At 58.1% G+C, this 15,372-nt stretch carries 8 protein-coding genes and 3 pseudogenes; 6 read left to right on the forward strand and 5 right to left on the reverse strand.

What is annotated here, in order from left to right; genetic code table 11:
• Positions 1-1,426, reverse strand: a pseudogene (locus tag ACSQ3E_RS30220) (hypothetical protein); the annotation flags it as partial.
• A gap of 557 nt (positions 1,427-1,983) precedes the next feature.
• On the opposite strand from ACSQ3E_RS30220, the gene ACSQ3E_RS30225 reads away from it, so the two are divergent.
• The gene (locus ACSQ3E_RS30225; protein WP_310328042.1) at positions 1,984-3,738 is read left to right on the forward strand and encodes a type I secretion system permease/ATPase; all 1,755 of its coding nucleotides are present in this window, start codon (positions 1,984-1,986) and stop codon (positions 3,736-3,738) included.
• Positions 3,739-3,750: 12 nt separating this feature from the next.
• On the forward strand, positions 3,751-5,076 hold the full coding sequence (locus ACSQ3E_RS30230; RefSeq protein WP_310328040.1) for an HlyD family type I secretion periplasmic adaptor subunit: 1,326 nt from the start codon (positions 3,751-3,753) through the stop codon (positions 5,074-5,076).
• Between the two features lie 311 nt (positions 5,077-5,387).
• On the opposite strand, the gene ACSQ3E_RS30235 is transcribed toward ACSQ3E_RS30230, so the two are convergent.
• Complete coding sequence (locus ACSQ3E_RS30235) at positions 5,388-5,594, reverse strand: hypothetical protein (RefSeq protein WP_310328037.1); 207 nt, start codon at positions 5,592-5,594, stop codon at positions 5,388-5,390.
• 683 nt (positions 5,595-6,277) lie between these two features.
• Here ACSQ3E_RS30235 and ACSQ3E_RS30240 point away from each other — a divergent pair.
• The 3 genes from ACSQ3E_RS30240 (at position 6,278) to ACSQ3E_RS30250 (ending at position 9,430) form a co-directional block, all read left to right on the forward strand.
• A complete protein-coding gene (locus tag ACSQ3E_RS30240; RefSeq protein WP_310328036.1) occupies positions 6,278-8,116 on the forward strand; it encodes a type II toxin-antitoxin system HipA family toxin in 1,839 nt (612 codons plus the stop codon).
• Positions 8,117-8,296: 180 nt separating this feature from the next.
• Entirely contained in the window at positions 8,297-8,611 is a 315-nt protein-coding gene (locus ACSQ3E_RS30245; protein ID WP_436125439.1) for a hypothetical protein, read from the forward strand.
• A 258-nt stretch (positions 8,612-8,869) separates the two neighbouring features.
• Positions 8,870-9,430 (forward strand): hypothetical protein, encoded by a 561-nt coding sequence (locus ACSQ3E_RS30250; RefSeq protein WP_310328030.1) that lies wholly within the window; start codon positions 8,870-8,872, stop codon positions 9,428-9,430.
• Positions 9,431-10,944: 1,514 nt separating this feature from the next.
• On the opposite strand, the pseudogene ACSQ3E_RS30255 reads toward ACSQ3E_RS30250, so the two are convergent.
• The 3 genes and pseudogenes from ACSQ3E_RS30255 to ACSQ3E_RS30265 all read right to left on the reverse strand — a co-directional run.
• Positions 10,945-11,436 (reverse strand): annotated as a pseudogene (locus ACSQ3E_RS30255) (electron transfer flavoprotein subunit alpha/FixB family protein); the annotation flags it as partial.
• A pseudogene (gene acnA / locus ACSQ3E_RS30260) lies at positions 11,429-13,912 on the reverse strand (aconitate hydratase AcnA); the annotation flags it as partial. The pseudogenes ACSQ3E_RS30255 and acnA, both read right to left, overlap by 8 nt.
• 59 nt (positions 13,913-13,971) lie before the next feature.
• Positions 13,972-14,919, reverse strand: coding sequence for a GntR family transcriptional regulator (locus ACSQ3E_RS30265; RefSeq protein WP_436125440.1), 948 nt, complete (start codon positions 14,917-14,919; stop codon positions 13,972-13,974).
• A 302-nt stretch (positions 14,920-15,221) separates the two neighbouring features.
• On the opposite strand from ACSQ3E_RS30265, the gene ACSQ3E_RS30270 reads away from it, so the two are divergent.
• Complete coding sequence (locus ACSQ3E_RS30270) at positions 15,222-15,350, forward strand: hypothetical protein (protein WP_436125441.1); 129 nt, start codon at positions 15,222-15,224, stop codon at positions 15,348-15,350.
• The last annotated feature ends 22 nt before the right edge of the window (positions 15,351-15,372 follow it).

Raw genomic sequence — 15,372 nt, forward strand, 5'->3', positions numbered from 1 at the left:
CGGCTTCGGCCGCGTTGAGGATGTTGTCGGCGGTGATCGCATCAAGCACGATCGAGGCCGCGGGTGGGGTGGTGTCTACCAGTAGCGTACCGGAGGGATTCGCCGGGACACCCGACAGATCGGCATTATTGCCGGCCACATCTCTGATTGTTGCGGAGTTCAGATTGAGAGCGGTGATTGCGAGATCGCTCGCGTTCTGGCCACTGGCTACAGTGTAAGTGAATGTGAGGGTCGAGGTTCCCGATCCGCTCAGATAAGTCGCCGTACCACCGCTGTTCAATGCAAGTGTTGGCGTCCCACCCGTCACAAACACGGCCTCAGAGAAGGAAATCGTCAGTGTCACGACCTCGCCAGCCTTGAGGCTTCCGTCATGCGGTCCATAGGCTGAACCGGAAACGATGGGGTTCGCGGTATCCCCGAGGCCAAGGAAATCGTTGGCACTCAGCGTTTCGCGCGAATTGATCTTAAAGACCATGTCGGCAAAGCCGTCGCCTGATGTGTCGATGCTGACGAGGGTCGTCGAGCCGCTTCGGCCGTACCAGACACCATACGCTGAAGCGGTGGTCCCGCTCCAGGTCAACGAATGTCCGATTCCCGATACTAGACCACGCAGGTCGATCTTGCCCTGGAGAAGTGGGTTTGAGGTCTCCGCCGCCGAAGTGAAGCCGTTGATGACATCGCCGGTGCTGTTGCTGAAGCCATTGCTCGCACTAGCCAGCGAATCCGCAACCGCGTTGAAGACATAAAGATCGGCTCCTGCCCCCCCGGTGAGAGCGTCCCGTCCGGCGCCACCTATCAGAATGTCATTGCCGGTGCCGCCTTCGAGCGTGTCATCGCCGGCTTCACCATAAAGTGTATCGTTGCCAGCGTCGCCGCGGAGGGTATCGTTGCCGTCCCCGCCATAGATTGTATCGTTCCCGGCGCCTCCACGCAGGTCATCGCTTCCCGAAACGGTCGCGTTCAGGACGCCATTGCCACCATAAATGACGTCATCGTCACTGCCACCGTCGATGGTGTCGTTGCCCGCTTCGCCCAGGAGCGTGTCACGGCCCGCATCGCCGCGGATGGTGTCGTTGCCGTCACCGCCATAGATCGTATCGTTCCCGGCACCGCCCCGCAGGTCGTCATTGCCCGAACCGTTCGCGTTTAGGATGCCGCTGCCGCCATAAATGACATCGTCTTCGCCACCACCGTCGACGGTGTCCGCACCTGCGCCGGCGATCAGCAGATCAGAACCAGCTTGACCGAAGATTCTGTCGTTGCCGCCTGCACCGTCGACTTCATCGTCTCCGGCACCTGCATTCACTGTATCGGCTGAATTGGTCGTTCCCGATGGACTTGATTGCACCCATGCGGTGCCGTTCCAAACGAACCGCCCGAGCAGATTGAACTTTTCCCGAAGCGAAGTGCCATTGATAGTAGCCATGACGAGCCCTGTTACGTTGGCGTTGGCGAACGCGTTACAGTGCGGGCGCTCAATCGGCGCCTGCTATTAGGTTTATGGGAATCTTACATCCGGGGCAGCCGTCACGATGGACATGACGACAGTCACGCTTTTAAGCCAATATTGACTCAGCCGCACCGCATCGAAGTACAAACTTCGACGCGATTGCATCCCCTAAGTAAGCACCTAAACTTCTGCTTGTGGGGGCCATTTGTCAAGATCGATTGATTTTTAACGATACCGAACCGGAATTGTCGCACTGCATGGCTTCCCCACCGAATGGCAAGAACGAAGGCCGTATCCCCGGCGGTCGGCACTGGACATGCAACCTGTCAGGCCGTCCGGTGGCTGGCGCAAGATCAACAAATGGTGAGCTTCGATGATTGGCAGTCAACGTCGTGGCCGGCTTTCTCGAGAAGCGGGAACTAAGACGTTGGCTCAGGCTGGTCCGCACACGGCTCGCCATGCTGTCAAATATTAGGAGGCCGTGATATTAATCGACGACGGGAAACTTTGAACGGGCTATGGGGGCCTGGGGGATGACGCCTTCGAACGGCGGACTGCTGTTGTCGAAAAGCCTGTTCGAGATTGGCGTGTTTTCTGCTGCCGCCAATTTTTTGCTCCTGGTGCCGCCGCTCTACCTCCTGCAGGTCTATGACCGGGTCCTGCCGGCATCGAGCGAGAATACGCTCATTTATCTCACGCTGTTTTCGGTCGCCGGTCTGGCGGTCCTCGGGATTCTGGAAATCGTTCGTTCGCTTTATGCCAACCGCGTCGCTGCTCGCCTTGATGTTCGTTTAGGCTCTGCGGCCTTTCTTGAGGCAATGAATGGGCCGCGAGCCGGCTTCGGCGACGTTCAGCCTTTGCGCGATCTGGCAACCCTGCGTACATTCGTGGCGTCGCGAGCGCTATTTTTTCTGTTCGACCTTCCTTTTGGCCCTTTCTTCATTGTCCTTCTCTATTTTGTACATCCGTTGCTCTTTGCCGTCACTTTGGCGGGTGCGGTCGTCATGGTCGCTATCGCGCTACTCAACCAGAGGATGACACGTCGCAGCAGCAAAGAAGCCAGCGACACGCTCACCGCGACGATGAACTCCGCCCAGACCTTCGCGCGCAGTTTCGAAACGGTGCGCGCGCTTGGAATGGTCTCCAACATTATCGAATTCTGGGGCGATCGTTTTTCAAAAGCACTCAACGCATCGGACAAAGTCGCCCGAAACAATGCGTTCTATGGTGGCCTCTCGCGGACGTTGCGCATCTTGCTCCAATTGGCCGTGCTGGGCATCGGTGCTTATCTCGTTCTGGCCGAGCAAATGACCGCGGGCATGATCTTTGCCGCCTCAATCATTTCCGGCCGGGTGCTGCAGCCGATCGATCAAATTGTCGGCAGTTGGCGGCAGGTCGCCGAAGCCGGCCAGGCATGGAAGAGAATGGCAGCGCTGACCAAGCACGGCATTGAAGCCTTACCCCGTGATATCAAGCTGCCCGCGCCTTTGGGTGCCCTGACACTCGATCAGGTGGTCTATGCTTTGCCCAACGCCGATTCGGGTCACCTGCCTTTGATCAAGCGGCTCAGTTTCAGTATCAACGCCGGCGAAAGCGTTGCCATCATCGGACCAAGTCAGGCCGGCAAGTCGACCCTGGCACGGCTAATTGTCGGTGCCATCAAGCCCTTATCCGGTGTGGTGCGGATCGATGGCGCTGACATCCAAAGTTGGCGGCCAGACGAGTTGGGCAAGCATATAGGTTACCTCTCACAGGAGGTCGATCTTTTCCCCGGAACGATCGGCCAGAATATTGCCCGCTTCGAGGCCGATCCCGAGGACGAAGAGATCATTCAGGCCGCTGAACGGGCTCAGGTACACCAGTTGCTGCTCGGCCTGTCGCAGGGATATGCAACGGTGATCGGGCCCCTGGGGGTCCGACTATCCGGTGGCGAACGTCAGCGCGTGGGGCTGGCACGAGCGTTTTTCGGGGCGCCCCAGGTTCTTGTCTTAGATGAGCCAAACGCCAACCTGGACGCGGAAGGCGAAGCGGCACTCGAACGCGCGATCATAAACGCTCGTTCCGAGAAAAGGACTGTGGTTATCATCACGCATCGGCCGTCGATTGCCGCTAAATGCGATCGTATCCTGATGCTCAGGGAAGGCCAGATCGAGCTATACGGCCCGGCGCAGGATGTATTGCAAAGGCTGGCCCAGGGACAGAAACCGGTTATGCAATCCCCTGCCGCAGCACTTAACGATGAAGACGCCGGGCGCGAGCTCGCCGCGCGGTCACGTTTGTCTACCTAGCTAAGGCAAGCCATGCAACGAGATGCGGAAGAGCGTCATTGGCATAAGAACATTCGGACCCAGACGACAGGGATTGCGATCGCTGGCTATGTCACTATTATCTTTCTGATCGGCGGATTTGGCGTTTGGGCTGCGACCGCGCCGATGGCTGGTGCTGCGATTGCGCCTGGGGTTGTTGCCGCCGCCGGCAAAAACATAATGATCCAGCATCTCGAGGGCGGCATCATTCGCGATATCCGCTTCAAGGAAGGCGACAAGGTCAACAAGGGCGCCCCGCTTTTTGCCATCGACGCGACCAATGCCACGACCCAGGCAAACCGACTGGTCAAGCAGATGATTACCCAGAGGGTAAAGTCGGCACGGCTCGAGGCCGAACGCGATGGGTTGAACGAAATCGTCATTCCGCCAGACTTGGAGCGGCCATCGGGCGGGCTTAATGTGCGGGAGGTCATCACCCAGCAGCGCAAGGAATTTGCGGCGCGTCTGGCGCGTTATCGTGCCGAGCAACAGATCTTGCGGCAACGGATCGAAACCCTGAAGGAATCTGTCAAAGGCCTCCGCGCTCAAAAGAAGGCGTCCGACGAACAGCTGACCATTGTGCAGGAAGAGGCCCAGCGTAAGAAAGAACTCCTTGCAAAGGGCCTGACGGGCCGCAGTGAGTACACCGAGCTTCTGCGCGCCACCGCTTCCTTGGTTGGGCAGGCTGGAGCGATTGAATCTCAGATTGCTGGTTTGGCTACACAACTTGCCGAAGCTGGGCAGCAGATCGAACGCCTTGCCACTTCGCGTGTCGAAGAGGCCGTTGCCGAACTGAACACCGTTCGTGCGTCACTGGCCGATCTCGAGGAACAGATCCACGCCGCCGAGGCCATTCTTCAGCGGACAACGGTCAGGGCTCCGAGTGACGGCATCATCGTCCATGCGCATTACAAATTCGAGGGCGGGGTTATCCGCCCGGGCGAAGTGGTAATGGAGCTTCTGCCGACATCCGATGAGCTGATCATCGAGGCGCGTGTCGCGCCGCAGGACATTGACTCGATCCGACTGGGACAGGAAGCGCAGATGATGTTCAGTGCACTCAATGCGCGCCTTACCCCGCAAGTGCGCGGCCATGTTATTTACGTATCGGCGGATCGTATCGTTGATCCAAAGTCCGACCAGCCGTTCTACATTACGAGACTGAGAATGGCGGAAAAGCTTCCCGCCGAGATCAAAGAAGAGCAGATTTATCCCGGTATGCCGGTCGAGACGTTTATCTCGACCGGCGAGCGCACATTTATCGCCTATCTGCTGCGGCCATTCCTGGATTCATTTAGCAAAGCGTTTCGTGAGGAATAGCTCGTAATGCTCCCGCTGTGGATCATAAGGCGTTTGTCCCGCTGAAAACGGTTAGCATCGCGGTCCAGCAATGGGCAGCTTCCCATGTGTTCGCCGGTTGGCAAATGCCTACCACCTGCCCGTGTTTGAGGCGGTTCAGGCGCAATGCACGATCTTTTGTGTTGATTTGGCAGGTAGCGCTTCGTTTTTGCACCCGCTGCGATCTCCTGCTGACGATGCACCCTGGGCACCGGACGCGTATTGAGTACCGCCAGCGCGCAGAGTTCGCAGGCAGCTTGCCCGCCATCGTGAAATGGCGGGGACTTTGTCATTTATGCTTGGCGCTGGGCGCACCAGTTTGCGGGTAATTTTTGCGTTTTGGCCATGGTGAGGCCCGCCCAAAGTGCTTCTTCCAAATCTGATGTGACGTATGCTGTCTCGGGTCCCCCAGAAAAATGATTGACCCGAAGGCTGTCGCCTCTTTTGCTAATCAGGATGCCGACAAGCCTAAGCTGTTCCTGGACCTCGCGATATTTCATTGGCCATACTCCCCACCACCCCTGTATGCCCCTAAGCAAGGTTAGTCAGCACTAAGATGAATGGCTGGGCAAGGCTTGTTCTAATCAATGAGAAATCACAAAAGCGTGCGCCCGCACTCTTAAGCGCGGGCGCTGGGCTCAGCAGCCAGACCAAGGCGGGAATCGCTGCAGGGGTTGAGCTTAAAACGGACATTAGCCAACCCTAACGCAAGGTCAAGCGACACACGCAGGCTTTGGCGATCACCCACACATCCTAACGCTCGCACCGAGTTATTCAGCGTTGCGCCCTCGTCTGGCCGCAAAGCCAAAGCGCCACCGGCGCGCGGTAGAGGTTTGTAAGACACCCGTCCATGCCGGGTCCAGGAGCACTACACGGTCGATGCAAAGGAGATCGCCGCAGAATGAGTCTCGGTGGGAAGTTGTTGCTATAACTCGCTACGCACTCTGCAGATGAGGCCGTTGCGTGCCGCAATGATCTCAGTCACATCCGTCAGTTGAAAATGTGAAGAAGTCGTCGCGAGCGCATTAATGATCAGGCTGCGGCAGGCATCGCTCGACAACAATCTCGTAAACCACCATCCGACTTTCCCATTTTTGAAATACGCGAAAGTTAGAATCTCGCTTGACCCTTATGTGCGACGGGATGTAACTTTTCCGTATGTGACACACGCGAAAGTTAGAAAATGCCTCTGCATCTAGTAGGCGAAAACATCGACAAAGGCCGCGCGCATTATCAAGCTGAGACAAACAAGCTCGTCCAGCTGATGAGGGGCATATATGTGGACGCTGATGATGACGTGGAAACGACCATCGTCCGGCACGCTGTCCGCATAGCAAAATATCTCTATCCCCGCGCCTATCTGTCCGCCGCCAGCGCCGTGCTCTTGGGACCAACCCGCGACGGTCGCTTGTTCCTAAGCGGGCGGCGAATACAGCGCACACGCCTGCGGTCGCTGGAAATCATTCAGAACCAGGCACCGGATCGCGCTTCCATTGCATCCGCAGTGGTCGACGACGGCATGGGCGAATTTCACATCGAAGTGTCCTCTATTCGCCAACGCTTTCTCGAAGCTTTCAGGCTTCGCAGCGAGCATGCCGCGTCGATCGACGAGACCATGCGCGAAGCGATCGCGGCAAGGTTAATCGAGGAGTATCACAATACTAAAGGCGCAGCCGACGCGCTGTGGGCGCTCGCACGAGAGAATCAGTGGTACCGTGAAGGCGAGCTTGCTGAACGCTACCTTTTGCATCGCCCCGCCGGCGCACCTCCCCGAAATGAGGCCGCACTTGATCTGATCGTGGCATGGCACGGCAAGCCGATCGGCAATCTTACACATGATGGGTTTGAATGGCGCTGGCGGCAGACGGATGAAGACAGACCTCCATTGATCCGTCAAACCACGCCCGGCAAACTTCCTCCCTTCATCCTATCCCTGCTGCCGGAAGGATGGCTTGAATCAGTCCTCAGGGACCGCGACGAACGCGCAATGCTGCGTTCTGGAAAGCGCTACATGTCGAACATCACGATCGTCGAACGGCAGCGCGAACTAGATGACCTTCCCGACGACATTCTGCTGACGCGTCTAGCCGACTTTTCGGAAAGAGGCATATTCACGGGACGCTATGCCGGCCCCGGTCGGGGCGATATCGAGCAAAACTTTGAGCGCAATCTCGCGCAGATATTTGCGAGCGCCAAAACCCCGCGCCTCTCCGGCGTTCAGATTAAGGCCCCCATGTTCCTTGGCCGCGACGGGACGCTGTCCCCGAGCATAACCACGTCCTTTTCCCACATCCTCAAACCGGCTGGAACGAGCGGCTTTGAAGCGTTGCCAGCGATCGAATGGCAATCTCTCACATTGGGAGCTGCAGCGGGGTTTGCGACGCCTTCGATGGCACTCGTTACAATGCCGGACGGGATGCCCCCCGCTCTGTTGGTCGAACGCTTCGATATTCGCATCGACAAAAACGACCGTCGGCTGTTGGCCATGGAGGATTTTGCATCCGTTCTCGGGGTACCGACAGAGGCAAAATACGACGGCACGATAGAGCGCATTGCCCGCGCTGTGCGTCCCCTTTCGACGGCCCCGGATGATGATGTGAGGCTTGTCTTCGAGCGCGCTGTGTTTGCATGGCTCATCGCAGATGGCGACATGCATCTGAAAAATCTGGCGCTTTTGAAGATCGCAGAGCCGGGCAGCCACCAGTTCAATTCAGTCAGAATGGCCCCGCTCTATGATGCTGTCACCACACGGGTCTTTCCGCGATTGGAACGAGATCGAATGGCCTTGAAGCTGAACGCCAAAGACGATCGGCTTCGCCGAGCGGACTTCCGCACGACTGCCGGCACAATCGGAATCAGGGCGGCGGACGCCGATGCAGCGATCGACGAGCTTGTCGCCCGGCTGCGGCCCTGCCTTGACAATATGGCGCTTCCGCCAGTTGTGCCCATTGGATCATCTGTCCGCGATGCGGCACAACGCATGCTCGTCATCGTCAGTGAGCGACTCGATGAATTTGCTTGACCCGTCTCATTTGAACTGAAGATTTAAGCTATGCAGTCAGCGGCCCTATCAGACGACGAGGTTCGGGAGGATCACTCGCGTACCTTGCTCACGGAACACGCTGAAAGCGAACCGGAGCTGGCATCGATTCCCGATGCCGCGCTGGAGATCCTCAAAGCGGAACTGCGGTGAGTATCCGAGATGGCATCAGACTCTACTCCCACTTTCATCTCGGAGTTGAAACGCGCCGCCGATGCGACTTCGAACTTTACAGATGCCGAAATCGCCCTGCTGCTACATCGCGCCGCGGCAACCATCCGGAATTACCGCGTGCAGGTCCGCTATTACGAGGACGTTGCGAACGATCTTGACCAGGGTGACATCGCTTTCGAGCTCAATGCGATGGCAAGTGCGGTCGAATTGTTTCCGCGCGAAAAGGTCTCGGCAATGCTCCTCGAGGTGATCGGCGTCATAAATGATTGCCGAACCTTCATCGAAGCCAAGCGGAAGGTTTGAAATAGCCGTTTTTTGAGAGTGAACGCATTTCGGGCCACCAGCTGGAGGGCGATTTTGAGGTCCGCCACCGCAGTGCAAACCATGCACGGTTCATGCTGCCCATGGCGTGCGCCAGGATCGTGGCCGCCCTCGCCCAACTTCAGGATGAGCATGCGACGGCACTTTGGGTGGCGGCGGCATTTCGCCCGGATCTAACGCGACATGGTCTGAACTCCGCGTTAAAATAACAAAACCGGTCGCACACAACGGGAGGTAGCCATGAAACGGCTTTGTATCCTCGCATCGGTCTCGTTAGTGTTATCAGCCTCCAGCATCGCCGCCGAACTTACATCGGAGGTTCCGAAGGAAGCCCCTGAATTCATTGCCAAGGCGGTGTCTGCGGCTCCCGCCGAAATCGGCAATGATGCCACAATCATTCGGCTGTCTGACGGCTTCAACCCGACCACCGTCAGGGAAGGAAAAAACGGGTGGACCTGCGCAATTGATCTCGACGGCGGGCCGTGGTGTGCCGATGCCGTTGGCGTTGAATGGTTCAAGGCCGTTTATACCCAGGGCGAGCCGCCCGACAAAACCGGCTTCGTCTACATGTTGGCCGGGGACATGGGCACCAGCAACCACGATCCTTATGCAACCGATAGGTCGCACTGGGTTCAAACAGGCCCGCACGTCATGATCGTCGGAAAGGCAGCGCACGAAATGGCCGCCCATTACCCGAACAACGTGGACCCCGATCCCAGCCATCCCTACGTCATGTTTCCGGGGAACAAGTATCAGCACCTGATGCTCCCCGCAGACATGGGAAGTGGCCATAATCAGTAGCACGCTTCACCGCCGCGTCTCGGCCGGTCGCGGCGGATTGTCTCGGCCCTGATGGCGCCAGCTGTCAGGGTGCGCGAACGCTTCTACGCCTCGCGATGATAGATATCTGCCTTTCGCGGCGATAGTTGACGGGTCGTTAACCCTGCAGCGACACTATAGCTCAAGCGGCGATGTAGCCAGTACCGCTTACTAACCACCCAATCGCCCCGTTGCCATTAGGCAGCGGGGCTCCATTCCTTGAAGTTCCCAATGACGCCGCTTAATCACTACAAATGGGGTAAACTTACCCATTTATTTGCCCGATGAAGTTCCGGCTGAACTGGACCGGCTGGCATAACCGTGCAACATCCAGATCGTTCTTTGCTAGTGCGACCATCAGTCTTTGAAAATACAGTTGGTGGCCGACTACTTCCCTCCGACCATAGGCTGGCGGCGAGGGTTCGACCAAGCGGTCTAGCTCACGCGACGTTTGATCTCTACACGGACATAGCGCAAGTCAAACTGACCGGCAGCGAAAGACCGTTCAACGTCCGACATTCCGAGCAACGCAGACTCGCCTCTCTGTACGATCTTCTACGCCAAAGCACTCCCGCCCCTTAAGGCGACTTTACATCATGTCGAAAATGGACGCAGATCGAACTAGCAAGGCAGAGATGGAGAAATCAGGGGAATGAGCGATGCACGACACTGCGAGACGGCGGGAATTCGCCACCGAAACAACGCTATGCCGCCATTTGCGTCCCCCACTCATTTATTTCTAACCCAGCTAGGTCATTGATCTAGCTGGGTTTTTTCTTGCATCCAGCAGCAAATTCCGACACATGAGCCGTCAATATCTTACGATGTTGATTTTAAAGGGAAAATCAAACAGAAACTTTTTTGTGTGGTTTCGGTATCTATCGATAGCAATCGCCTCTCGGGACCCATTCTCGGCCGATCGGATGCGCCTCACAGCGAACAACGAAAGTACCGTCACGCACTTCTAGAATAGTACACCTGCAACTCGACCTCTCGTAGCGAGCGCAGTTTGCGCCCTCGCCGGTTTGGCACTCGCCTGGCACAGTAGGAACCGTTGGTCTAGCGTTGCAGCAACAATGGCATTGGCGATGGCGAGGGTCATATCCGACATTGCAGTCTCCGGTGTGGATGGGTGATGTCTCGAGCGAGCACGCTTTTCAACCGATGAGCGCTGTCTATACCCGGTAGACGTCCCCGCGTTGCCAACTGGCGTTTCTAGGAATGCGACATTCTCCGGCCCGGAAGGGTGTACGCGCCCGTGGACAAAGCTAATTCGCCTCAATTCCCCAAATCTGTGGCAGGTACGCATAGGCATCGCCGGCGTGCGCGATATAGCCAAGTCCCGGGAACGGGGCATGAAAATAGGCGACCCGCGTTTTTTCTTCGGCGACTTGGATGAAAATCCGCCTGCGCGTTTCGACGGTAGCAGCACCGTCGTAATCGAACGATGCCTGCCACTCAGGCCGGCGGGCAAAAATGGCAGGGTTGTTGGAAACATCGGCAACGTAGAGCAGCCGCTCGCCTTGCGACCTGATGTCGAACGCCGTCAGCTCCGGACGATCGCTCTCCGACAGCTTGTTCTCGACGAACGAAGACAGGCCGACATCGGCTGCCGCCGAGATACCCTCGACGGCAGCCTCACCGCCTTGGGAGGCAGAAGCGAACGAGGCAGTGCGCACCGTAATCACTTTCCAGTTGCCGGTGGCCTGCACCGTCTGGATGGCGTTGCCGGCATAGATCGGGCGCTTGAAGGTGTCGGCCGAGACTACTTCGATGATCTCCGAGACCTGGGCGACGTCGAGCAGGGCCGCCAGCCGTGGCATTACATTCTTGCCCATGGTCGTGGCCGCAGCGATGAACGTATCGTACATGCCGGCCAACGAGAGGACGGTTTGCGCAAGCGGCTCGGCCAGGCGCTCGGCCAGTTCTTCGCTTTCGGCGAGCAGAACCTTGCGCACGCCGTTCAGCTTGGCGGCTGCATCGGCGGCTGACCAACTCGACAGGCAGCCGATTGCTGATGTGCTCGGCATCGGCATCAACTTCGATGCGGTCGCCGACACCGAGGCCTAGCCCCGGGATTTTTCCTGTCCGGTCCACCTGCAGAGGCAGGATACCCATGCCGATCAGGTTTTGGCGGTGGATCCGCTCGAAGCTACCGGCAATGATCGCACGCACGCCAAGCAGGCTTGGTCCTTTCGCCGCCCAGTCACGGGACGAGCCGGCGCCGTATCGCTCGCCGGCCACCAGAACCACGCTTTGGCTCTCCTGACGGTAGCGCTCGGCGGCCCGCCAAAGCGGCAGTACCTCACCCGACGGCACATGAACCGTAGAACCGGGCGGAATGTCGGGGGCGAGGAGATTGTCGACTGTGGGATTGGTGAACAGCCCACGCACCATTGCTTCGAAATTTCCCCTGCGGGATGCATACACATTGAGATCCAGGGGATTCTCGCCATGTGCGACCAGATATCTGGCCGCCTCACTCTCGCGCGGAACCTGACCTGCCGGAGAAATGTGATCGGTAGTTATGTCGTCACCCAGCACGATCAGCGGATAAGCCTTGTAGCGACCGAGGCGCGAGCATTCCTGCGCAACCGAAAAAGGCGGGCGGCGGAGATAGGTCGAAACAGGGTTCCATGGAAATCTCGCCTGCGCCGGAGCATCGAGCTCCTGCCAGAGATCGTTTTCACGGGCCGCAACGAACGCTTTGCGGTAGTCAGAGGGGTCGGCAGCAGCGGCGAGTACTGCGTCAATTTCGCTGCCGGTGGGCCAAAGGTCGGCAAGGGTGACTGGCTTGCCGTCTGCAGAGATGCCGAGAGGGTCCTTCAGGACGTTGCGATTGACGTCTCCGGCCAGGGCGTAGGCCACCACCAATGGAGGCGACGCCAAAAACGCGCCCTCGATCTGCGGGTGCACTCGACCAGGAAAGTTCCTGTTCCCCGACAGTACGGCGACAGGAACCACGCCATCCCGTTCGACGGCTTCGTTCATTTCGAGCGTGAGCGGACCCGAATTGCCAATACAGGTCATGCAACCAAAGCCGACAATGCCGAAGCCTATGGCTTCAAGATCTTCGAGCAACCCGACACGCGTGAGATAGCGCAAGGCGGCCGGCGAGCCGGGAGACAGCGATGTCTTCACCCAGCTCGGAGGTCGAAGGCCAAACGAACGTGCCTTGCGTGCTACGAGTCCGGCGGCGATTGTCAGACGCGGATCGGTCGTGTTGGTGCAACTGGTAATGGCCGCAATCGCTACCGCCCCATCGCCGGGCATCGACTGGCTGGCTGTGCCTCCCCGCTTTTCGATGATCGGCCGAATGGCCATGCCGGCTTGCGCTGGCGACAACCTGTCCTGAGGTCGCTTGGGTCCCGCGATGCTTGTATCGATTGAGCCAAGATCGATCTCGATGACATCGGTGTAACGCGGTTCCGCCGCGGGATCGAACCACAAGCCCTGACGCCGGGCGTAAGCCTCGACACGGCTGACGAGTGCCTCCGGGCGCCCGGTGGAACGCAAGTAGCGAAGCGTTTGCTCGTCGATCGGAAAATAGCATGTCGATGCGCCATACTCAGGCGCCATGTTGGCGACCACGGCGCGATCGCCGGCGGACAGCGTCGTCACGCCAGGTCCGAAGAACTCTACAAACTGGCCGCTTACACCGTAGCCTCGCAACCTTTCCGCCACGACGAGGGCAAGGTCCGTTCCGAGCCTGCCTTCACGCATGGCACCCGTCAGCTTGACGCCGATGACGTCGGGGACGCGCATCATGACAGGGAGGCCAAAGATGACACCTTCGGCCTCGAGGCCTCCAACGCCCCACGCCAGGACGCCGATACCGTTGACCATGGGTGTGTGGCTGTCGGTACCGATCAAGGTGTCGGGATGAACCCAAGAATCCCCATCAACGGTGGAGGTCGACACAACAGTGGCAAGCTGCTCGACATTGATGGTGTGCAGAATGCCGGTGCCGGGCGGATGGATACGGAAACCCTGCAGCTCGCTCTCGGCCCATTTCATCAGACGGAAGCGCTCGGCGTTGCGCTCAAGCTCTCGCTGCATGTTAATGCGGGTCGCCTCCCCCGTTCCGAAGGCGTCGACCGCTATCGAATGGTCAACGGAGACGTCGACGGACAAAACAGGGTTGAGCAGCGATGGGTGCTCGCCCTCTTCGGCAAGTGCGTCGCGCATGCCCGCAATGTCGACCAGAGCCGGCACGCAAGTGGTGTCGTGCATGAGGAGCCGAGACGGGTGGAAGGCTATTTCGTCCGCCGTCGTTCCGCGTTCAAGCCAACCGAGGATGGCGCACGCTGCCGCCTCGCATTCTGCTCCATCGAGACGACGCAACACATTCTCGAGAACAATTCGCAGCGTCCAAGGCAGTGAAGCCAATCGGCCGCCCGTCGCGCGCTCCAGATCGACGGCCAGCGCCCCATCGATGCGATGCAGAACCTTGTACTCGACCACAGATACTCAACCTCCCAGTTGCCAGGAGGTTAATTGCATATTTCAGTTTATAAATGCAATCAGTTTTTTTGAACGAGGCCTTTGCCGAGATCCGTCCGCTCCAACAATTGCCTGATCGGTTCGAGGTTATGGATGACCTTGCCCAGATGCGACCTGAGCGCCCAGGACGCCTCCTCATTCCGCCCCTCCTCCAGCAACCGCAAGATTTCCAGATGATCACGGGCCTGCTCGACATATCGATCCCGATTGCCCATCGAGCGATAAGCAAGCAGTCGGCGAACACTGTTTACGCGCCTGAGCGCATCCAGAAAAAATGGATTGCCGGAGGCCCCCACGATCGTTTCATGGAAGCGGACACCGCGATCATAGAGTTCTTCGGGGCTCATCTTGGCGGTACCGCCTGCCAACATGAACTCTTCGACCTCCCTACAGCGCGCAGCCTCCATCGGATCGAGGTCGTAGCCAGGTTCGAGCAAGGCGGCAGGCTCGAGTGCCATTCGCATTCGATAGCTTTGCACTAGAGCATCAGGAGTGGTTAGAAATGATGTCAATGCAAGGCCATAGCCGGACCGCTGCTCCATCCAGCCTTCCTTTACGACACGCGTGGTCAGCGCGACCGCTTGCGCTTGGGTCAGATTGTAGCGCGCGCGCAAACTCGACTGGGCAACAATGCCGGAAATGCGCCCCTCGAGCACGTCCTCTGCAAGTCGAAAGTACACCTCGCTCAAAATGTCGGGCGCTGCAATCGGCTCGGTGGGCACAAGCCCCTGCCTGTCGACATAATAGCCCCTGTTCGCTTCGTGACGGAGATAACCGGCCAATGCCAGTCGCCTGAGAGCTTCGTTGACTGGAGACCGCGAAACGCCTAGCCGGTCGGCCAGTGATTGCGCTGTCAAGTGGGTGCCTGGCGCAAGTTGCCCACTATCGGCCTCAGCTGCCAGTCGCGAGACTATTTGGTCCACGACGCTAATTCTTGAGTTCCGCGCTTTCACGTCCAAGGCAATCATCCCAGATCAACCAAGATTGCACTTTTACACATACCTATGCACCAATCCACTCGGTTTCATCAGGATCTCGCGCATTCCCCAATGCAGCCGGGCCTTCGAGATTTCGACACCAAAGGCAGCAACTGATGCTCACGCGATTGTGATCGCCGAACTTTTGAAGGCCCTTAAAACCCCTTTCAAAGGCCATTTGAAGGGGCCTCGAAGCCGCTCCTCAAGTGAGCTCTCTTGCATGGGGGAGCAAGCTCAGCAATATGCGGCAGCAGGCAGCACCACTCATTTTTCTTTTTGCTGAGAGGTGCGCCATGAAAGACCCCACCGACTATCTGAAGATCAAGTTCCTGGGCTTGGAGGCCTCCGCGGGCGGACGGTTTGCTATCGTTGCCGTAGTATTGATCCTTCTTGCGGCGCTGGCGGTCCGCTATTTCGGATGACCGGTACGCCAGCAGTTTCGGC

It is taken from the genome of Aminobacter sp. LjRoot7 (genome assembly GCF_964252895.1).
Lineage (GTDB): Bacteria > Pseudomonadota > Alphaproteobacteria > Rhizobiales > Rhizobiaceae > Aminobacter > Aminobacter aminovorans_B.

Excerpts from the sequence above, each read along its gene's own strand:
- ACSQ3E_RS30225 (WP_310328042.1), top strand. The coding sequence starts at position 1,984 with ATGACGCCTTCGAACGGCGGACTGCTGTTGTCGAAAAGCCTGTTCGAG.
- ACSQ3E_RS30265 (WP_436125440.1), bottom strand. The coding sequence starts at position 14,919 with ATGATTGCCTTGGACGTGAAAGCGCGGAACTCAAGAATTAGCGTCGTG.
- ACSQ3E_RS30235 (WP_310328037.1), bottom strand. The coding sequence starts at position 5,594 with ATGAAATATCGCGAGGTCCAGGAACAGCTTAGGCTTGTCGGCATCCTG.
- ACSQ3E_RS30250 (WP_310328030.1), top strand. The coding sequence starts at position 8,870 with ATGAAACGGCTTTGTATCCTCGCATCGGTCTCGTTAGTGTTATCAGCC.
- ACSQ3E_RS30245 (WP_436125439.1), top strand. The coding sequence starts at position 8,297 with ATGGCATCAGACTCTACTCCCACTTTCATCTCGGAGTTGAAACGCGCC.
- ACSQ3E_RS30230 (WP_310328040.1), top strand. The coding sequence starts at position 3,751 with ATGCAACGAGATGCGGAAGAGCGTCATTGGCATAAGAACATTCGGACC.
- ACSQ3E_RS30270 (WP_436125441.1), top strand. The coding sequence starts at position 15,222 with ATGAAAGACCCCACCGACTATCTGAAGATCAAGTTCCTGGGCTTGGAG.
- ACSQ3E_RS30240 (WP_310328036.1), top strand. The coding sequence starts at position 6,278 with ATGCCTCTGCATCTAGTAGGCGAAAACATCGACAAAGGCCGCGCGCAT.